The organism is Bacillus sp. N12A5 (assembly GCF_026790125.1).
Lineage (GTDB): Bacteria > Bacillota > Bacilli > Bacillales > Bacillaceae > Bacillus.
Genome location: NZ_JALAMR010000003.1, coordinates 262,639 through 282,114, shown reverse-complemented (window position 1 = coordinate 282,114; position 19,476 = coordinate 262,639). Strand labels below are relative to the sequence as shown.

Genomic DNA, 19,476 nt, shown 5'->3' with positions numbered 1-19,476 from the left:
GATGAATTCGATTATTGATTTATTTCCTGCTTTTTTATTGGTTTTTATTAGAATCTCTGCTTTTTTTGTAACGATTCCGCTTTTCGGACACCGGAATGTGCCAGCTGTTCATCGTATTGGATTTGCTTTTTTTCTCGCGGTCATTTGTTTCAGCACCATTGATAAGCCTCCCTCTTTGGAGATAGATGGGCAATATATGCTCCTGGTGTGTAAAGAAGCTTTGGTTGGTCTTTGTCTAGGCTTAATCGCTTATATGATGATTGCCGCAGTTCAGATTGCCGGCTCTTTTATAGATTTTCAAATGGGATTTTCAATTGCGAACGTTATCGATCCGCAAACCGGTGCACAAAGTCCGCTGATCGGGCAGTTTATTTATACGATGGCACTTTTGTTTATGCTGAGTGTCAATGCCCACCATTTGCTGCTGGACGGCATTTACTACAGCTTTCAATACATTTCAGTTGATCAGGCGTTTCCGAATTTCGGCGATGAAAAGTTTGCTTATTTTATAGCGAAAAGCTTTAATGCAATGTTTATTATCGCTTTTCAAATGTCAGCTCCGGTGGTGGCCAGTTTGTTTCTTGTTGACTTAGCATTAGGCATCGTGGCTCGAACTGTTCCGCAATTAAACGTATTTGTGGTCGGTCTGCCTTTAAAGATCGCTGTCAGTTTCATCATGCTCATTGTGTGTATGTCCGTTATCTTCGTCGTTGTTCGGAATGTCTTCAGTTTAACGATTGAAACAATGCGGAATCTTTTAGCATTGGTCGGTGTTTCTTAATGAAGCAGCTTAGAATTGACCTGCAGTTTTTTGCGGGAGAAAAGACTGAAAAAGCCACTCCGAAAAAACGAAAGGATACACGAAAAAAAGGGCAGGTAGCAAAAAGCTCGGATGTCAATACTGCGGTTTCTTTACTAGTAGTTTTCCTTTCGCTTATTGCGATTGGCCCGTATATGAGAGATAAGCTTCTGTCATTTATAGAAACATTTTATACCGATTCGCTCACAATGAAGCTCTCTGAATCAAATGTCCATACACTGTTTATCAGTTTATTGAAAGATACGGGCATGATCCTAGCACCGATTTTGCTTGTCGCTCTTGTTGCAGGGGTCGTAAGCAACTATATGCAGGTTGGGTTCTTGTTTTCTGCTGAAGTCATACAGCCTAAGCTTGAAAAATTGGACCCGATCAAAGGCTTTAAACGAATATACAGTATGAGGGCGATTGTAGAGCTGATTAAATCCATATTGAAAATTGCAGTTGTCGGTTTTGCGGCATTCGCTGTGCTTTGGCTGCATTACGGAGAAATTCTCCGGCTCCCGCTTCTGACACCCGAAGAGACACTTTCTTTTGTTTCAAAACTCACCCTGTGGATGGGACTGAGCGGTGCAGGAGCTTTGTTGATTCTTGCAGGACTCGATTATTTATATCAGCGATTTGACTATGAGAAAAATATCAAAATGTCAAAACAAGATATAAAAGATGAGTACAAAAAATCTGAAGGTGACCCGATTATCAAGTCTAAAATTAAGCAAAGACAGCGGGAAATGGCGATGAGGCGGATGATGCAGGAAGTTCCAAAAGCAGATGTCATTATCACAAACCCGACTCACTATGCGATTGCCCTGAAATATGATGAAGAAAAAATGGACGCTCCTTATATTGTTGCAAAAGGTGTTGACCACCTGGCGTTAAAAATCAGGAAAATTGCTAAAGAGCATGATGTCATGATGGTAGAAAACAGACCGCTTGCCCGTGCGTTATATGATCAGGTGGAAATCGACCAGGCAGTGCCGGAAGAATTTTTTAAAGTCTTGGCAGAAATTCTGGCCTACGTATATAAGACAAAACAAAAAGTATATTGAATTTTTCGATTTGAAAGGAGAGAAAAAACAGCATGTCAACAAGAGATTTATCCGTTTTAATAAGTGTGGTCCTCATTGTGGCGATGCTGGTGATTCCATTTCCTCCATGGCTGTTAAGTATTTTAATCATTATAAATATTTCTCTTGCGTTGATCGTGCTTCTCACCACAATGAATATGCAGGAAGCGCTTCAGTTTTCGATTTTTCCGTCACTGTTGCTGCTTTTAACCCTATTTCGTTTGGGCTTGAACGTCTCAACTACCCGTTCGATTCTTTCACATGGTGAAGGAGGAAAAGTCGTCGAGACTTTCGGAAATTTCGTTGTCGGCGGAAATGTATTAGTTGGACTTGTCGTATTTATCATCCTGATTATTATTCAGTTTATCGTCATTACGAAAGGTGCTGAACGTGTTTCCGAAGTGGCAGCAAGGTTTACGCTGGACGCAATGCCTGGGAAGCAAATGAGTATTGATGCTGATTTAAACGCAGGGATGATTACCGAACAGGAAGCGAAGCACCGCCGCGAAAAAGTGGCAAGAGAAGCAGACTTTTATGGAGCAATGGACGGTGCCAGTAAATTTGTAAAAGGCGACGCGATTGCCGGAATCATTATCGTGCTGATCAATATAATATTCGGTATCGTGATTGGAATGCTTCAGCAAGGCATGTCCATTCAAGAGGCCGCTTCGCACTTTACGATGCTGACTGTGGGCGATGGAATTGTTTCGCAAATTCCGGCGCTGTTAATTTCTACAGCTACGGGGATTGTCGTAACAAGAGCTGCCTCTGAAGGAAACTTAGGGCATGACATTACAGGCCAGCTATTTGCTTATCCAAAGCTTTTATACGTCGCCGCAGCTACGATTCTGCTTCTTGGTATCTTCACTCCGATTGGCATCTTTCTGACGGGACCGCTTGCAGGGCTGCTTGCTTTCGGCGCTTATACGCTATCTAAACCAGGCAAGGAAAAAGAAGAAGTGGACGAGATTCTCGAGGAAGAGGCTGAGGTTGATGAGCTAAAAAGCCCTGAAAGTGTTGTTCAGCTTCTCCACATAGATCCGATAGAATTTGAGTTTGGGTATGGTCTGATACCGCTTGCTGATGCCAATCAGGGCGGTGATTTATTAGACCGAATTGTGATGATTCGCCGTCAGTTAGCCCTGGAACTCGGGCTTGTCATTCCTGTTGTGCGCATCAGAGACAATATAGCGCTGCAGCCTAATGAATACCGATTAAAAATTAAAGGAAACGAAGTAGCAAAAGGCGAGCTGCTGCTTGATCATTATTTAGCAATGTCGCCAACGCCTGAAGACGATCTCATTGAAGGGATTGAAACAGTGGAGCCGTCATTCGGATTGCCGGCAAAATGGATTAGCGAATCGGTAAAGGATGAAGCTGACATGCTTGGCTATACAGTTGTCGATCCTGCTTCAGTTGTTTCAACCCATATTACGGAGAAAATTAAGCAGCATGCCCATGAATTGATCGGAAGACAGGAGACGAAACAGCTGATCGACCATTTAAAAGAAACGTACCCGGTCCTCGTGGAAGAGGTTACGCCAAATCCATTGTCTGTCGGTGATATTCAGAAGGTGCTGGCTAAGCTTTTAAGAGAAAAGGTTTCAATCCGAAATTTAGTAACGATCTTTGAAACGCTTGCTGATTATGGAAAACTGACAACAGACTCTGATCTTTTAACAGAGTATACAAGACAAGCGCTGGCTAAACAAATTACAGCCCAGTTTGCCAAAGAAAATGAAGTGTTGAAGGTTGTTACTTGTTCGGGCCGTGTAGAAAAGGCGATAGCAGACGGTGTACAGCAAACGGAACACGGGAATTACTTGTCGCTTGAACCAGATATTTCAGAAAGTATTGTGCGCTCTGTCGCTAAAGAAGCCGAACAGCTCTCATTACGTCAGGAAACTGCGATACTTCTTTGCTCGCCGCCTGTCAGAATGTATGTGAAGCAGCTTCTGGAACGATATTTCCCTGATCTTCCGGTACTCTCCTATAACGAACTTGAGGCGAATGTTGAGGTACAAAGCATTGGAGTGGTGGATTTTTAATGAAAATAAAAAAAATTACTGCTGCTTCAATGCAAGAAGCGGCACTTCTCATCAGAAAAGAGTTAGGTAATGAAGCGGTCATCTTAAATTCGAAAAAAATTAATAAGCGAAAATGGTTTGGGCTCATCAACAAGCCTGCTGTTGAAGTAATAGCCGTATTGGATCAAGACTTTCTTGAGAAAAGAGCCTCCCAGAATACAGCTGAGCCGAAACAAACATTAAAAACTCCGGTCAGCAGTCCGAAAATAGAGGAGCGGACATATCCCCCTCAATTTCCGGCGCAACATGAGCCGGGTGATTTTTCAGCTTATCAATCTGTACTTCCTGAGCCGCTGCGAAAAGCAGAAAAGCTATTACAAAAAACGGGGATTAAAGAGTCAACGAAGACGAGCGCTTTGAAGAATTTACTGCGCTGCTCTGTGGAAGCGGGCGGTCTGACGGAAGAAAACGTGGTCGGCAAACTTGAGGATATACTATGCGGTACACTGCCTTCAGCGGATAAGTGGCAGGAGCCTATTCATTCAAAGTATATCGTTCTGTTTGGTTCAACGGGGGCAGGTAAAACAACAACGCTGGCTAAGCTCGCAGCCATATCTATGCTTGAAAAACAGAAGAAAATCGCTTTCATTACAACAGATACGTATCGGATTGCAGCTGTTGAACAGTTGAAAACATACGCCGAACTGCTGCAGGCTCCTCTGGAAGTTTGCTATACAAAAGAAGAATTCCAGCAGGCGAAAGAGTTATTTTCTGAGTATGATCATGTGTTTATTGATACAGCCGGAAGAAACTTCAAGGAGCAGCAATACATTGATGAATTGAAAGAAACGATTCCTTTTGAGGGCAGCATTCAGTCATTTCTCGTTTTATCCGCTACTGCAAAATATGAAGATATGAAGCATATTGTCAAACGGTTTTCATCCGTCCCTGTCAATCAGTTTATTTTTACAAAAATAGATGAAACTGCTTCCCTAGGTTCTGTATTTAATATACTGGCAGAATCAAAAATAGGTGCCGGGTTTATAACAAACGGCCAGAATGTGCCTGAGGATATTCAGACTGTATCCCCTCTTGATTTTGTAAGGATGCTTTGCAGATGAACAGATTTGACCAAGCAGCAACTTTACGGGCGAAAATGGAAAAGCGTCAGCGCGTTCTGCCAATGGTTTATTCACAAAAAGCGAAGACACTTGCTGTCATCAGCGGCAAGGGCGGTGTTGGAAAATCCAATATTACCTTAAATATGGCCCTTGCACTGCAGGACAAAGGTAAGAAGGTACTGCTCATCGATCTTGATATCGGGATGGGGAACATTGATATATTAATGGGAAATTCGTCGTCAGCCACAATTATCGATGTATTGACCGATCGTAAACCGTTAATGCAGTCATTATCCGCTGGACCAAAAGGTTTGCGGTATATATCAGGAGGAACCGGTCTGGATGTAATGTTTCAGCTGGATCAGAGACAATGGACGTTATTCGCCAATGAGCTTTCTCATGCGCTAAGCCAGTTCGATTATGTACTGTTTGACATGGGAGCGGGATTATCAAAAGATCAGTTGCCTTTTATTTTATCGGCAGAAGATATTTTGGTCATCACAACTCCCGAACCTACTGCTATCATGGACGCATACAGCGCTGTCAAGCATTTGGTGTTGACAGAAAATAAGCTTTCAATGAAGGTCGCTGTCAACCGGTGCCGTGATCAAAAAGAAGGGCTGAACGCTTTTACCCGCCTTTCCCGTACAATTCATATGTTTTTGGATGTTCAGGTTCAGTTTGCTGGTTCCGTTTCTGACGATCCGATCGTGAGCAAAGCAGTTGTCGAACAGGTTCCTTTTTTCATAAAAAGTCCTCAGGCAAAAGCCAGCCGGTCAGTCCGTCTTTTAGCGGACGCCTTGTTTGAAAGAGAAGAAACAAGACACAAAGAAGACAAACAGACATTTATAGAGAAATTATCTTCTTTTTTAATGAGGAGGGCTTAATTTGATTCGTGTGCTTGTAGTTGATGATTCAGCTTTTATGAGAAAAATGATAAGTGATTTTCTAACCGAGGAAAAGCAGATAGAAGTAATCGGAACTGCGAGAAACGGAGAAGAAGCGCTTAAGAAGATTGAATTACTAAAGCCGGATGTTGTTACTCTTGATGTTGAAATGCCGGTCATGAATGGGACAGACACACTGCGCAAAATTATTGAGATTTATAACTTGCCGGTCATCATGGTGTCAAGCCAGACCGAAAAAGGAAAAGAGTGCACAATTAATTGTTTAGAGATCGGTGCCTTTGATTTCATTACAAAGCCATCAGGCTCTATATCTCTGGATTTGTACAAAATTAAAGAACAATTGGTTGAGCGTGTCGTCGCTGCTGGACTTTCCGGCCAGCGGAAACATCCAGTGTCACAGGCGGTCCGGCCTGAGCCTATCGTGCGGCCTGTGAAGCCTGAATTAAGCAAACCGAAAAACACCACGGGCAGACAAATTGTATGCATCGGCACGTCGACAGGCGGCCCAAGGGCGTTACAAAAGGTGATACCGAAGCTTCCTAAGGATTTGAACGCGCCAGTGGTTGTTGTTCAGCACATGCCCGAAGGCTTTACTGCTTCTTTGGCTGAGCGGCTCAATCATTTATCCGACATTCAAGTAAAAGAAGCAAAAGATGGTGAAGCAGCTCTTAATGGCTGTGTCTACATAGCGCCGGGCGGTAAAAACATATCCGTTATCAAAAGCAGCGGAGGACTTCAGATCGTGCTTGATAATCTCGATACGCCGAGCCGTCATAAACCATCAGCTGATTATTTATTCCGTTCTGTCGGTAAACTGGCAGACTATGAAAAAGTGGCTGTTATCATGACCGGAATGGGCAGTGACGGCACTGCTGGCTTAAAGGACATGCTTATGGCCGGCAATGTGAAAGCCATTGCGGAGTCTGAAGAATCTTGTGTCGTATATGGGATGCCGAAAGCAGCTGTTAAAGCGGGCCTCATTCATGAGATTAAACATGTGGAAGATATCGCAGCATCCATCACAAGCTGTGTGAAAAAAGAGAGGGTGTGATTCAAATGGATATGAATCAGTATTTAGATGTCTTTATTGATGAGAGTAAAGAACATTTACAAACATGTAATGAAAAGCTTCTCCTTTTAGAGAAAGACCCGACTGATCTTCAGCTCGTACATGATATATTCAGGGCTGCCCATACATTAAAAGGAATGAGCGCAACGATGGGCTACACAGATTTAGCACATCTAACCCATCTGCTTGAAAACGTGCTGGATGCAATCCGAAACGGAGACATGGCAGTCACCTCAGACTGGCTGGATATTTTGTTTGAAGCCTTGGATCATCTGGAAGCGATGGTTCAGTCTATTATTGACGGCGGGGATGGTAAAAGAGATATCTCAGAGGTAAGCGCAAAGCTTGATGTAAATGGTGCGCACACTGAAATGGCTGCCTCGGCGGAACCTGCAGAAGCACAGAGTTCAGCATCTGATTGGGAATATGACGAATTTGAACGGACTGTCATACAAGAAGCGGAGGAGCAAGGTTTCAAACGTTATGAAATCAAGATTTCTCTTAATGAAAACTGTATGTTAAAAGCAGTTCGTGTCTATATGGTGTTTGAAAAACTTAATGAAGTCGGAGAAGTAGCCAAAACAATTCCAAGTGCGGAAGTGCTTGAAACAGAAGATTTCGGTACTGAATTTCAAGTTTGTTTCTTAACACATCAATCAGCGGAAGAAATTGAGCAATTAATCAATGGCGTGTCAGAAATTGAGCATGTTGAAATCATTCAAGGGGCTCCTTTAACATCAGCTGAAAAGCCGGAAGAATCTAAGCCGGAGGATTCACCAGCAGCTGTACCTGCGAAGCAGGAGAAACAAAAACAGCCTGCTAAAAACGATGAACAGGCGAAGCATACAGCCGGCGGATCTAAAACAATTCGTGTCAACATTGACAGACTTGATTCTTTAATGAACTTATTTGAAGAGCTTGTCATTGACCGAGGGCGTCTCGAGCAGATTGCAAAAGAGCTTGAGCACAATGAACTGACCGAAACGGTTGAACGAATGACGAGAATTTCCGGAGATTTGCAATCAATTATTCTTAATATGAGAATGGTTCCTGTCGAAACCGTTTTTAACCGTTTCCCAAGAATGATTCGCCAGCTTCAAAAAGAGCTGAATAAAAAAATCGAACTCTCGATCATCGGTGCGGAAACTGAATTGGATCGAACAGTGATTGATGAAATCGGAGATCCTCTCGTTCACTTGATCAGAAACAGTATTGATCATGGCATCGAGTCACCGGAAACACGGTTGGAAAAGGGGAAACCGGAATCAGGTAAAGTTGTGCTTAAAGCGTACCACAGCGGCAACCATGTCTTTATCGAAGTCGAGGATGACGGTGCAGGCCTTAATCGCAAAAAAATCCTTGAAAAAGCGCTTGAACGCGGGGTCATTACGGAAAAAGAAGCTGAAACCTTAGGAGACAATGAAATTTACGAGTTAATCTTTGCTCCAGGGTTCTCAACTGCTGATCAAATTTCTGATATTTCCGGCCGCGGTGTCGGACTTGACGTTGTGAAAAATAAACTGGAATCTCTGGGCGGTTCAGTCAGTGTAAAATCTGCAGAAGGCCAAGGTTCACTATTCAGTATCCAGCTTCCGCTCACCTTGTCCATAATTTCAGTTCTGCTGATCAAATTGGAAGAAGAGACATTTGCCATTCCGATTTCTTCTATTATCGAAACGGCAGTTATTGACAGAAAAGACATTTTGCAAACGCATGACCGTGAAGTGATTGACTTTAGAGGGCATATTGTCCCTGTCGTTTATTTAAAAGATGAATTTAAAATAGAGGATACAAAACAAGATGCCGAACAGCTCCATATCATTATCGTGAAAAAAGGCGATAAACCTACTGCATTTGTGGTGGACTCCTTTATTGGCCAGCAGGAAGTTGTGCTGAAATCACTCGGAGATTATTTAACAAACGTCTTTGCAATTTCCGGAGCTACTATTTTAGGAGACGGAGAAGTAGCGCTCATTATTGATTGTAATGCATTGATTATTTAACCATTCGAGGAGGTGTCTCACATGACTGCAGAAATTAAAACAGGCGAAAAAATGATTGTCTTTATGGTAAATGGAAAAGAATATGCCATTTCCGTCACTCAGGTGAAATCAATTGAAAAATGGCAAAAGCCAACGAGAGTGCCTGGCGTCGAACCCTATATTTGCGGGGTAATCAATTTGCGCGGGGTAGTGACTCCGGTTATTGATTTACGAAAGCGCCTGAATTTGCCAGAGTATGAAATTACCGATGAAACACGAATTATCATTATTGCTTATCGTGATACTGAAATCGGCTGGATAGTAGATGAAGCGAATGATGTGATTACCGTACACGAAAGTGAAATCGAATCCGCTCCAGAAAGCATCCAGAAAGATACGGATGTGTCGATCGAACAGATTGTGAAACAAGAGAACAGGCTCTTAAATATTATTGATGCGAACGCGGTTTTGGATAAAGAATCTCAGTCCGCTGTGCCCGATCAAGCTTAATCTTAAAGGGGTTATGACATGAGTATTTTTAATGGAATCAAAGAAGAGCAGATGGACATTTTGCGGGAAGTCGGCAATATTGGCGCCGGCCACTCCGCCTCTGCAATGGCCCAGCTGTTAAATAGAAAGATAGATATGGAAGTCCCGTTTGCAAAGCTGTTATCTTTCGATGAGCTTGTCGATTTTTTCGGCGGCGCCGAGATGCCGGTTGCAAGCATCTTTTTAAGAATGGAAGGCGACTTAACGGGCTCGATGTTCTTTATAATGCCTTTTTATCAGGCGGAGCAGTTTATCAGAGAGCTGATTGGAAACCCCGATTTTGATATAGAGGACTTAGGCGAAGATCATATGAGCTCATCCGCTTTGCATGAACTGGGCAATATTTTAGCAGGATCATATTTAACGGCATTGGCGGATTTGACGAAACTCCAGCTTTATCCCAGTGTTCCTGAAGTTTCATTAGATATGTTCGGAGCTGTGATCAGCGAAGGGCTGATGGAGCTCAGCCAGGTTGGAGAACACGCTATTGTTGTGGATACGTCAATTTTTGACCAAAGCCATCAGCAGGAGCTGAAAGCGCATATGTTTATGCTGCCGGACTATGATTCATTTGAAAAGCTCTTTGTCGCCTTGGGTGCATCATTATGAGTACAACTGAGGCTGTTGTTGTAAAGGTTGGAATAGCTGACGTAAAAATCGCCCGCTTCCCGGACACCATCCGGACCTCTGGTTTGGGCTCCTGTGTCGGACTGGTGCTTTATGATAAAGATAAGCAAACGGCGGGGCTTGTTCATGTTATGCTGCCTGATTCAACATTATCGAAAACTGCCGAACTCAATCGGGCTAAGTATGCTGACACCGCCGTGAAGACCACGATTGATATGCTGGTAGAAGCAGGATGCCGGAAATTTGCTTTAAAAGCAAAGCTTGCCGGCGGATCAGAGATGTTTAAATTTAAATCGACAAATGATTTGATGAAGATCGGACCGAGAAATGTATTAGCGATAAAGGAACAGCTGTCTTTATATAATATTCCTATTGTTAGTGAAGATACGGGCGGCTCAAGCGGCCGGACGATAGAATTTGAACCGAAGTCCTGCATGCTGCATATTCGAACTGTTAAACAAGGTGAAAAAACGATTTAATTAAGGTATTAGGGGGATAACAATGCAATCCTTGAATTATGAAGATCAGGTGCTTTGGACGCGCTGGAAAGAGTGGAAAGATCCTAAAGCCGGTGACGATTTAATGCGCCGTTACATGCCGCTTGTTACATATCATGTAGGCAGAATTTCTGTCGGGCTGCCGAAATCCGTGCATAAAGACGATCTTATGAGCCTTGGTATGCTTGGTTTATATGATGCCCTTGAAAAATTTGACCCCAGCCGGGACTTAAAATTTGATACCTACGCCTCGTTTAGAATTCGCGGCGCAATCATAGACGGGCTTCGTAAAGAAGATTGGCTGCCCAGAACCTCACGTGAAAAAACAAAGAAGGTTGAAGCAGCAATTGAAAAGCTTGAACAGCGCTATCTTCGGAATGTATCGCCCGCAGAAATCGCAGAGGAACTCGGAATGACGGTACAGGATGTCGTGTCAACAATGAATGAAGGTTTTTTTGCAAATCTGCTGTCAATTGATGAAAAGCTCCATGATCAAGATGACGGTGAAAACATTCAGGTCATGATCAGAGATGACAAAAATGTCCCGCCTGAAGAAAAGATTATGAAGGATGAATTGATTGCACAGCTTGCCGAAAAAATTCACGAACTCTCTGAAAAAGAACAGCTGGTGGTCAGCTTGTTCTACAAAGAGGAATTGACATTGACAGAAATCGGACAAGTATTAAATCTTTCTACGTCCCGCATATCACAAATCCATTCAAAGGCACTATTTAAATTAAGAAATCTGCTGGAAAAAGTAATTCAATAAATGAATTTCATGGTTAGCGAGTGAAAAACATGTCAACACTATTATGGCTTTTAAGCTTTACGCTCCACGGCGTTCTTCTGTACGCTGTCATTATTCTGTATACAAGGCTCGCGGCTGTGAAAGAAACAGAAAAACAGCAAAAGAAGATACTTGAAGAGACAGAGAACACCCTGGCGGCATTTCTTCTTGAATTAAAAGAAGAAAATGAGAAACTGATAGAAAACACCGGTCCCCCTACAAGGCAAGCAAAAGAAGGGACCCAAAAGCCAGACTTTCAGCACTTTGAAAACGATTCAGAGCAGGATGCAGTTCAGGAAGAAGAGCATCTTCCAGAACACATTGAAGATCTGATTACTGAGGTTGAGCGTCAGGAAGAGAGCGTAAACAGTGATGTACCATCATTTGAAGACCAGGTCATAGAATTATATGAGCAGGGATATTCGGCCAGTCAGATAGCTCAAAAGCTGAAGAGCGGAAAGACAGAAATCGAGCTATTTTTAAAATTTCGCTCCAAAGGTGTAAAGGATTCTTGATTGTCGGATAAAGCTGTGTTATATTATGTCTTGGTGTTAAATACACACGCTTAACGATTTATGCAGAGGGTGCTGCAGGCGGCAGTTCTGCACAAAAATGACCTAAGCGGAGGAAAAAAACCATTATATTAGGAGGAAATAACATGTCAGTCATTTCTATGAAGCAATTGCTTGAAGCTGGTGTTCACTTCGGTCACCAAACACGCCGTTGGAACCCAAAAATGAAGCGTTACATTTTCACGGAGCGTAACGGAATCTACATCATCGACCTTCAAAAAACAGTTAAAAAAGTAGAGGAAGCTTACAACTTCACTAAAAATCTTGCTGCTGAAGGCGGAAAAATCCTTTTCGTCGGAACAAAAAAACAAGCTCAAGATTCTGTTAAAGAAGAAGCTCAACGCTCTGGCATGTACTATGTCAACCAACGCTGGTTGGGCGGTACATTAACAAACTTTGAAACAATTCAAAAACGTATTAAACGTCTTAAAGACATTGAAAAAATGCAAGAAAACGGTACGTTTGATGTACTTCCTAAAAAAGAAGTCGTTCAATTGAAAAAAGAATTAGAGCGTCTTGAAAAATTCCTAGGCGGAATTAAAGATATGAAGGATCTTCCTGATGCATTATTCATCATCGATCCTCGCAAAGAGCGCATCGCTGTTGCGGAAGCTCGCAAATTAAACATTCCTATCATCGGTATCGTAGATACTAACTGTGATCCAGATGAAATCGATGTTGTAATCCCAGCGAACGATGACGCTATCCGCGCTGTTAAACTTCTAACTTCTAAAATGGCAGATGCAATCTTAGAAGCGAAGCAAGGCGAAGAAGAAGCGGAAGTTGCTGAAGAAACTGCACCAGAAACAGAAACAACAACTGCGTAACCTATTCAAAAGGTGATAAGAGGGACTGCCTTTTATCACCTTTTTTCAAGAAAATGTGTAATATACATACTCTTGTTTTAACATATAAGGAGGAATACAAATGGCAATTACTGCACAGCAAGTAAAAGAACTGCGTGAAAAAACTGGCGCGGGCATGATGGATTGTAAAAAAGCGTTAACTGAAACTGGCGGAGATATGGACAAAGCAATTGACCTTTTAAGAGAAAAAGGGATTGCGAAAGCAGCGAAAAAAGCTGACCGTATCGCAGCAGAAGGTTCTACTCTTATTAAAACTGACGGCAACAAAGGTGTTATCCTGGAAGTAAACTCTGAAACTGACTTCGTTGCGAAAAACGAAGGCTTCAAAGAGCTTCTTAACACGTTAGCTGACCACCTTCTTGCAAATGCTCCTGCAGATGTTGAAGAAGCGATGGGTCAAAAAATGGAAAACGGTTCTACTGTTGAAGAATACATCACAAGTGCAGTTGCTAAAATTGGTGAGAAAATCACTCTTCGCCGCTTTACAGTTCTTACAAAAGACGACAGCTCTGCATTCGGTGCTTATCTCCACATGGGCGGCCGCATCGGCGTATTAACTGTTCTTAACGGTACAACTGACGAAGAAACTGCGAAAGATATCGCAATGCACGTTGCTGCGGTTAACCCTCGTTACATTTCTCGTGATCAAGTATCTGAAGAAGAAACAAACCACGAGCGTCAAATCTTAACTCAGCAAGCCCTTCAAGAAGGCAAACCTGAAAACATCGTAGCGAAAATGGTTGAAGGCCGTCTGAACAAATTCTTCGAAGAGATTTGCCTTTTAGACCAAGCTTTCGTTAAAAACCCAGATGAAAAAGTAAAACAAGTTGTTGCAGCGAAAAACGCAACTGTTCAAACTTTTGTCCGCTATGAAGTTGGAGAAGGTATCGAAAAACGTCAAGAAAACTTTGCTGAAGAAGTAATGAACCAAGTGAAAAAATAATGGTGAAAAGATTTCGCGGCCAGGTCGCGTCTTTTCAGGCAGTATAGGGGACACACTTTGTGTTCCCTATTTTTAAAACTATATTTACAAACCTTTTTTTCTCTTGCATAATAGAAAACGGCAATGTTTACACTTGGAGGTTATCATGGAAAAACCAAAATACAAACGTATCGTATTAAAGCTTAGCGGGGAAGCATTGGCAGGAGAACAGGGAAACGGAATTAACCCGACTGTCATTCAATCCATTGCAAAGCAAGTGAAAGAAATCGCTGAGCTTGAAGTCGAAGTGGCTGTTGTAGTAGGCGGCGGCAACTTATGGCGCGGAAAAACAGGAAGTGACCTGGGCATGGACCGTGCAACGGCTGACTATATGGGAATGCTGGCGACAGTGATGAATTCGCTTGCGCTTCAAGACAGCTTGGAAACACTCGGAATCCAGTCCAGAGTGCAAACATCCATTGAAATGAGACAAGTTGCTGAACCGTACATAAGAAGAAAAGCGATACGCCACTTAGAGAAAAAACGTGTCGTTATTTTCGCTGCGGGCACAGGAAACCCATATTTCTCAACTGATACGACAGCTGCACTGCGGGCTGCTGAAATTGAAGCAGACGTTATTTTAATGGCTAAAAATAATGTTGACGGTGTGTATAATGCTGATCCTAGAAAAGATGAATCAGCTGTTAAGTATGAGTCACTATCTTATCTTGACGTTCTGAAAGACGGCCTGGAAGTCATGGATTCAACAGCGTCATCTTTATGCATGGACAATGACATTCCGCTTATCGTCTTTTCTATTATGGAAGAAGGAAATATCAAACGTGCCGTTATCGGTGAATCAATCGGAACGATCGTGAGGGGGAAATAACGTGTCAAAAGAAGTATTAACTCAAACAAAAGAAAAAATGGAAAAAGCAATTGCCGCTTATCAGCGCGAATTGGCTACTGTACGTGCAGGCCGAGCAAATCCATCTTTATTAGATAAAGTAACGGTTGAATATTACGGAGCACAGACACCTTTAAATCAGCTGTCTTCTATTAACGTGCCTGAAGCTCGTATGCTGGTCGTTACGCCATACGACAAAACAGCAATCGGCGATATCGAGAAAGCGATTTTAAAAGCTGATTTAGGCCTTACGCCAACTAGTGACGGCAATATGATTCGTATTGCGATTCCGGCATTAACAGAAGAAAGACGGAAAGAATTAGTGAAAGTTGTAAAAAAATATGCTGAAGACGCAAAAGTAGCTGTCCGTAACGTCCGCCGTGATGCTAACGATGATCTCAAAAAACTTGAGAAAAACGGAGACATTACTGAGGATGAACTGCGTGCTTCAACAGAAGACGTTCAAAAACTGACAGATGAATATGTGTCAAAAATTGACAGTGTCACAAAAGACAAAGAAAAAGAAATCATGGAAGTTTAATGAAAAACTATGTACAATAGATAATAGTGAAAAGACCCTCTCATGTTTACAGGGGGTTTTTTTGTTAATACTGTTGATTACATTGGTTATCAGCAGGGAATGCAACCTTTTTGGGTGACGGAGGAATCTCATGCTCAACATACTCAAAAATTGGAAGAATCAGCAAACTGCGGCTTCCAACTTAGAACGTTATACAAAAGAAGACATACTTAAGGGAGAAATTCCTGAACACATCGCCATTATCATGGATGGAAATGGCCGTTGGGCTAAAAAACGCTCTCTTCCCCGAATTGCAGGCCACCATGAAGGGATGAAGGTAGTAAAAAGTACAACAAAGCTTGCGAATGAACTAGGTGTCAAAGTATTGACATTGTATGCATTTTCAACAGAAAACTGGAAGAGGCCGAAAATGGAAGTCGATTTTTTAATGAAGCTTCCGGAAGAATTTTTAAATACGTATCTTCCAGAGCTTGTGGAGGAAAATGTACAGGTTCGGATCATTGGAGATGAAACAGCTTTGCCGGCGCACACATTACGTGCGATTGAAAAGGCTGTACGGGATACGGCGCAAAACGACGGAATGATCCTCAATTTTGCTCTCAATTATGGAGGACGTACTGAAATTGTCACCGCTGCAAAATCACTCGCGGAAAAAGTGAAGGAAGGCTCCTTGAATATTGAAGACATCGATGAATCGCTTTTTTCTAATTATTTAATGACTGAATCTTTGCAGGATCCTGAACTTTTAATTCGAACGAGCGGTGAGATTAGACTGAGCAATTTTATGCTATGGCAGGTTGCCTACAGCGAATTTGTGTTTACTGATGTCTTGTGGCCTGACTTTAAAGAAGATCACTTCTTACAGGCGTTAGGAGAATTTCAGCAGAGGGGCCGGAGGTTTGGCGGAATTTAGAGGATGGTGGACATGAAACAAAGAATTTTGACAGGTGTTCTGGCAGCAATTGTATTTTTATTTTTGGTTATTGTCGGGAATTTGCCGTTCACCATATTAATTTATGCTATGGGCAGTGTAGCGCTTTTTGAACTTTTACGGATGAAAAAGCTGAAGCTAGTTTCACTGCCGGGTTTGATCAGTCTTTTATTATTATGGATGTTCTTATTGCCAAGCCAGTATTCGTTTTTTGAAGCGAACGGCATTTCAAAAATGGAAATTGCTTTGTTCGCGGTACTGCTTTTGCTGACTTACACGGTGTTGGTGAAAAACACCTTTACCTTTGATGAAGTCGGATTTATTACGCTTGCAACAATTTACATCGGAATGTGTTTTCATTATTTTATAGAAATCAGAAATCTTGACCAGTACGGGTTAACATACATTTTTTACGCGTGTGTTGTCATTTGGTCCACTGATTCCGGTGCATATTTTGTCGGGAAATCGATTGGGAAGCGAAAACTGTGGCCTGAAATCAGTCCGAATAAAACAGTGGAAGGATTTGCAGGCGGAATTGTCATCGCACTTATACTCGCGACGATTTTTCAGCTTGTTGTACATCTTCCGGTCCCGTATATCTATCTGCTGTTGATCACGCTGTTTTTATCTGTTTTCGGACAACTTGGGGATTTAGTGGAATCCGCCTTAAAAAGACATTACGATGTTAAGGATTCTGGAAAGATTCTTCCCGGGCATGGCGGTATCTTGGACCGTTTCGACAGTTTCTTGTTTGTCATGCCTTTCTTGTACTTTCTGCTTGCCCTTTTTTCATAAAAAAGTCTAATATGAATATAAGGCTGATCATGCAGCAAATAGAATAGGAGTAGTGGCACTTTGAAAAATATTTGTCTTTTAGGAGCAACAGGATCAATCGGCGAACAGACACTTGACGTATTGCGTACACATCAAGATCAATTTCAGCTGGTATCTATGTCGTTTGGCAGAAATATTGATAAGGCCGTTCCAATGATAGAGGCCTTTAAGCCGAAGTTTGTCTCTGTCGGTGATCTGGATACATATCATAAATTAAAACAAATGTCTTTCTCTTTTGAATGCCAGATTGGGCTGGGAGAAGAAGGGCTGATAGAAGCAGCAGTGATGGAAGAGGTTGACGTTGTGGTCAACGCCTTACTCGGAAGCGTTGGCCTTATCCCGACGTTAAAGGCAATTGAACAGAAAAAAACAATTGCGCTTGCAAATAAGGAAACTCTTGTCACTGCAGGGCATATAGTAAAAGAACATGCTAAGAAATACGATGTTCCGCTGTTGCCTGTTGACAGTGAGCATTCAGCAATTTTTCAAGCTCTCCAAGGCGAACAGTCTAAAAATATTGAACGCCTCATCATCACGGCGTCCGGCGGAAGCTTTCGGGACAAGACGCGAGAGGAGCTCGAATCAGTAACAGTTGAGGATGCATTAAAACACCCGAATTGGTCAATGGGTGCAAAAATTACAATTGATTCGGCTACAATGATGAATAAGGGATTAGAGGTGATCGAGGCACATTGGCTTTTCGATATACCATATGAACAAATTGATGTGGTTTTACATAAGGAGAGCATCATCCATTCAATGGTTGAGTTTCATGACAAAAGTGTGATCGCGCAGCTTGGCACGCCTGATATGAGGGTTCCAATTCAATATGCGCTCACCTATCCTGACCGGTTGCCTTTACCAGATGCGAAAAGGCTTGAATTATGGGAAATCGGCAGCCTTCATTTTGAGAAAGCTGATTTTGACAGGTTCCGATGCTTACAATTTGCTTTTGAATCAGGTAAAATAGGAGGAACAATGCCGACAGTCTTGAATGCGGCAAATGAAGTAGCTGTCGCTGCCTTTTTAGCTGGCAAGATACCGTTTTTGGCTATTGAAGACTGTATCGAAAAGGCACTATCCCGCCATCAGATTATAAAAAAACCGAGTCTGGCGGACATTCAAGAAGTGGACAAAGATACCCGGGGATACGTCAATTCAATACTCACATAAGGTGGTATGTTCGTGAATACAGTTATAGCGTTTATCATTATTTTCGGAACGCTCGTTTTCTTCCATGAACTGGGCCATTTATTGCTTGCCCAAAGAGCGGGGATTCTCTGCCGTGAATTTGCAATCGGCTTCGGTCCAAAGATTTTTTCTTTCAAAAAAAATGAAACAGTTTATACGATCAGGCTGCTTCCGGTCGGCGGGTTTGTCCGCATGGCCGGCGAAGATCCGGAAATGATTGAGGTGAAACCCGGTTACACGGTCGGCCTTCTGTTTAATAAAGAAGATCAAGTTGAGAAAGTCATCATCAATCAAAAGGAAAAATACCCGGATGCTTTAGTCATTGAAGTGGAAACCGCGGATCTAGAGCATGACATGAAGATCACCGGCTATGAACAAGGGAAAGAGGATGAGCTTTCCAGCTTCACTGTCAGCGAAACTTCTTTTTTCATAGTAGATGGAGAAGAAGTACAGATCGCGCCGTATAATCGCCAATTTGGTTCCAAACCTGTGTGGCAGCGAATTAAAGCGATTGCTGCAGGGCCGATTATGAACTTTATTTTAGCTTACGTCATTTTAGTAATGCTTGGGCTGATTCAAGGCGTACCGTCAAATGAGCCTATGCTCGGGCAGCTGACGGACAATGGACGGGCGGCCGAAGCAGGGCTAAAAGAAGGGGATTACATCCAAAGCATTAACGGAGAGAAAATGAGGTCTTGGACTGACATTGTCTCTGCTGTAAAAGAAAACCCGGAAAAAGAAATGGACGTTGCAGTAAAAAGGGATAACAAAACGCTTCATATTTCAGTGACTCCGGAAGCTGTTAAAGATGAGAACAAAAAAACAATCGGACGCTTCGGTTCCTATGCGCCGACTGAAAAAGGCGTTCTCTCAGCAGTTGCTTACGGCGCGACATCAACAGTTGATGTCACCAAAGCCATTTTAACCAACTTAAGCAAATTGGTGACAGGCCAATTTAAACTTGATATGCTGTCAGGCCCTGTCGGCATATATGATATGACAGACCAAGTGGCAAAAACAGGGTTAGTGAACTTATTCCAGTTTGCGGCGTTTTTAAGCATTAACCTTGGTATTGTCAACCTGCTTCCGATTCCGGCACTAGACGGAGGAAGATTGTTATTTCTATTTATTGAAGCGATTCGGGGCAAACCGATTAACAGAGAAAAAGAAGCATTCGTTGTGTTTATCGGGGTAGCTTTCTTAATGCTTCTTATGCTGGTCGTCACATGGAACGATATCCAGCGGCTGTTCTTGTAAACGA

20 protein-coding genes are annotated in these 19,476 nt (G+C 42.4%); all 20 read left to right on the top strand.

Annotated elements, in window-relative coordinates; genetic code table 11:
- Window position 1: 1 nt before the first annotated feature.
- The 20 genes from fliR (at window position 2) to rseP (ending at window position 19,472) form a co-directional block, all read left to right on the top strand.
- Entirely contained in the window at window positions 2-781 is a 780-nt protein-coding gene (gene fliR, locus MOC09_RS04625) for a flagellar biosynthetic protein FliR (protein ID WP_268369711.1), read from the top strand.
- Window positions 781-1,866, top strand: coding sequence for a flagellar biosynthesis protein FlhB (gene flhB, locus MOC09_RS04620; RefSeq protein ID WP_268369709.1), 1,086 nt, complete (start codon window positions 781-783; stop codon window positions 1,864-1,866). The genes fliR and flhB overlap by 1 nt, the downstream gene beginning before the upstream one ends.
- 32 nt (window positions 1,867-1,898) lie before the next feature.
- Window positions 1,899-3,932 carry a flagellar biosynthesis protein FlhA gene (flhA, locus tag MOC09_RS04615; RefSeq protein ID WP_268369707.1) on the top strand — a complete coding sequence of 678 codons (2,034 nt, stop codon included), beginning with the start codon at window positions 1,899-1,901 and terminating at the stop codon, window positions 3,930-3,932.
- Window positions 3,932-5,032, top strand: coding sequence for a flagellar biosynthesis protein FlhF (locus MOC09_RS04610; RefSeq protein ID WP_268369706.1), 1,101 nt, complete (start codon window positions 3,932-3,934; stop codon window positions 5,030-5,032). Before flhA ends, MOC09_RS04610 begins: the two co-directional genes overlap by 1 nt.
- A complete protein-coding gene (gene flhG / locus MOC09_RS04605) occupies window positions 5,023-5,919 on the top strand; it encodes a flagellum location/number ATPase FlhG (RefSeq protein WP_268369704.1) in 897 nt (298 codons plus the stop codon). The genes MOC09_RS04610 and flhG overlap by 10 nt, the downstream gene beginning before the upstream one ends.
- A gap of 1 nt (window position 5,920) precedes the next feature.
- Entirely contained in the window at window positions 5,921-6,991 is a 1,071-nt protein-coding gene (gene cheB, locus MOC09_RS04600; RefSeq protein WP_268369702.1) for a protein-glutamate O-methylesterase CheB, read from the top strand.
- 5 nt (window positions 6,992-6,996) lie between these two features.
- The gene (gene cheA / locus MOC09_RS04595) at window positions 6,997-9,012 is read left to right on the top strand and encodes a chemotaxis protein CheA (protein ID WP_268369700.1); all 2,016 of its coding nucleotides are present in this window, start codon (window positions 6,997-6,999) and stop codon (window positions 9,010-9,012) included.
- Window positions 9,013-9,033: 21 nt separating this feature from the next.
- A complete protein-coding gene (gene cheW, locus MOC09_RS04590) occupies window positions 9,034-9,501 on the top strand; it encodes a chemotaxis protein CheW (RefSeq protein WP_268369698.1) in 468 nt (155 codons plus the stop codon).
- An 18-nt stretch (window positions 9,502-9,519) separates the two neighbouring features.
- Window positions 9,520-10,149 carry a CheY-P phosphatase CheC gene (cheC, locus tag MOC09_RS04585; protein WP_268369696.1) on the top strand — a complete coding sequence of 210 codons (630 nt, stop codon included), beginning with the start codon at window positions 9,520-9,522 and terminating at the stop codon, window positions 10,147-10,149.
- Entirely contained in the window at window positions 10,146-10,646 is a 501-nt protein-coding gene (cheD, locus tag MOC09_RS04580; RefSeq protein WP_268362140.1) for a chemoreceptor glutamine deamidase CheD, read from the top strand. Before cheC ends, cheD begins: the two co-directional genes overlap by 4 nt.
- Window positions 10,647-10,668: 22 nt before the next feature.
- Entirely contained in the window at window positions 10,669-11,433 is a 765-nt protein-coding gene (gene sigD, locus MOC09_RS04575; RefSeq protein WP_268362143.1) for an RNA polymerase sigma-28 factor SigD, read from the top strand.
- Between the two features lie 29 nt (window positions 11,434-11,462).
- The gene (locus tag MOC09_RS04570) at window positions 11,463-11,966 is read left to right on the top strand and encodes a DUF6115 domain-containing protein (protein WP_268362145.1); all 504 of its coding nucleotides are present in this window, start codon (window positions 11,463-11,465) and stop codon (window positions 11,964-11,966) included.
- Window positions 11,967-12,109: 143 nt separating this feature from the next.
- The gene (gene rpsB / locus MOC09_RS04565) at window positions 12,110-12,850 is read left to right on the top strand and encodes a 30S ribosomal protein S2 (RefSeq protein ID WP_003220918.1); all 741 of its coding nucleotides are present in this window, start codon (window positions 12,110-12,112) and stop codon (window positions 12,848-12,850) included.
- A 100-nt stretch (window positions 12,851-12,950) separates the two neighbouring features.
- Complete coding sequence (gene tsf / locus MOC09_RS04560; protein ID WP_268369695.1) at window positions 12,951-13,832, top strand: translation elongation factor Ts; 882 nt, start codon at window positions 12,951-12,953, stop codon at window positions 13,830-13,832.
- 145 nt (window positions 13,833-13,977) lie between these two features.
- A complete protein-coding gene (pyrH, locus tag MOC09_RS04555; protein WP_003220923.1) occupies window positions 13,978-14,700 on the top strand; it encodes a UMP kinase in 723 nt (240 codons plus the stop codon).
- A 1-nt stretch (window position 14,701) separates the two neighbouring features.
- Complete coding sequence (frr, locus tag MOC09_RS04550; RefSeq protein WP_268362150.1) at window positions 14,702-15,259, top strand: ribosome recycling factor; 558 nt, start codon at window positions 14,702-14,704, stop codon at window positions 15,257-15,259.
- 130 nt (window positions 15,260-15,389) lie between these two features.
- A complete protein-coding gene (locus MOC09_RS04545; protein WP_268362152.1) occupies window positions 15,390-16,172 on the top strand; it encodes an isoprenyl transferase in 783 nt (260 codons plus the stop codon).
- 3 nt (window positions 16,173-16,175) lie between these two features.
- On the top strand, window positions 16,176-16,985 hold the full coding sequence (gene cdsA, locus MOC09_RS04540) for a phosphatidate cytidylyltransferase (protein ID WP_268362154.1): 810 nt from the start codon (window positions 16,176-16,178) through the stop codon (window positions 16,983-16,985).
- Between the two features lie 60 nt (window positions 16,986-17,045).
- Complete coding sequence (dxr, locus tag MOC09_RS04535; RefSeq protein WP_268362155.1) at window positions 17,046-18,197, top strand: 1-deoxy-D-xylulose-5-phosphate reductoisomerase; 1,152 nt, start codon at window positions 17,046-17,048, stop codon at window positions 18,195-18,197.
- 6 nt (window positions 18,198-18,203) lie between these two features.
- Entirely contained in the window at window positions 18,204-19,472 is a 1,269-nt protein-coding gene (gene rseP, locus MOC09_RS04530; RefSeq protein WP_268362157.1) for an RIP metalloprotease RseP, read from the top strand.
- The last annotated feature ends 4 nt before the right edge of the window (window positions 19,473-19,476 follow it).

Coding starts and splice junctions, on each gene's coding strand:
- fliR (WP_268369711.1), top strand. CDS start 2: ATGAATTCGATTATTGATTTATTTCCTGCTTTTTTATTGGTTTTTATT.
- flhB (WP_268369709.1), top strand. CDS start 781: ATGAAGCAGCTTAGAATTGACCTGCAGTTTTTTGCGGGAGAAAAGACT.
- flhA (WP_268369707.1), top strand. CDS start 1,899: ATGTCAACAAGAGATTTATCCGTTTTAATAAGTGTGGTCCTCATTGTG.
- MOC09_RS04610 (WP_268369706.1), top strand. CDS start 3,932: ATGAAAATAAAAAAAATTACTGCTGCTTCAATGCAAGAAGCGGCACTT.
- cheA (WP_268369700.1), top strand. CDS start 6,997: ATGGATATGAATCAGTATTTAGATGTCTTTATTGATGAGAGTAAAGAA.
- cheW (WP_268369698.1), top strand. CDS start 9,034: ATGACTGCAGAAATTAAAACAGGCGAAAAAATGATTGTCTTTATGGTA.
- cheC (WP_268369696.1), top strand. CDS start 9,520: ATGAGTATTTTTAATGGAATCAAAGAAGAGCAGATGGACATTTTGCGG.
- cheD (WP_268362140.1), top strand. CDS start 10,146: ATGAGTACAACTGAGGCTGTTGTTGTAAAGGTTGGAATAGCTGACGTA.
- sigD (WP_268362143.1), top strand. CDS start 10,669: ATGCAATCCTTGAATTATGAAGATCAGGTGCTTTGGACGCGCTGGAAA.
- MOC09_RS04570 (WP_268362145.1), top strand. CDS start 11,463: ATGTCAACACTATTATGGCTTTTAAGCTTTACGCTCCACGGCGTTCTT.
- rpsB (WP_003220918.1), top strand. CDS start 12,110: ATGTCAGTCATTTCTATGAAGCAATTGCTTGAAGCTGGTGTTCACTTC.
- tsf (WP_268369695.1), top strand. CDS start 12,951: ATGGCAATTACTGCACAGCAAGTAAAAGAACTGCGTGAAAAAACTGGC.
- pyrH (WP_003220923.1), top strand. CDS start 13,978: ATGGAAAAACCAAAATACAAACGTATCGTATTAAAGCTTAGCGGGGAA.
- MOC09_RS04545 (WP_268362152.1), top strand. CDS start 15,390: ATGCTCAACATACTCAAAAATTGGAAGAATCAGCAAACTGCGGCTTCC.
- cdsA (WP_268362154.1), top strand. CDS start 16,176: ATGGTGGACATGAAACAAAGAATTTTGACAGGTGTTCTGGCAGCAATT.
- rseP (WP_268362157.1), top strand. CDS start 18,204: ATGTTCGTGAATACAGTTATAGCGTTTATCATTATTTTCGGAACGCTC.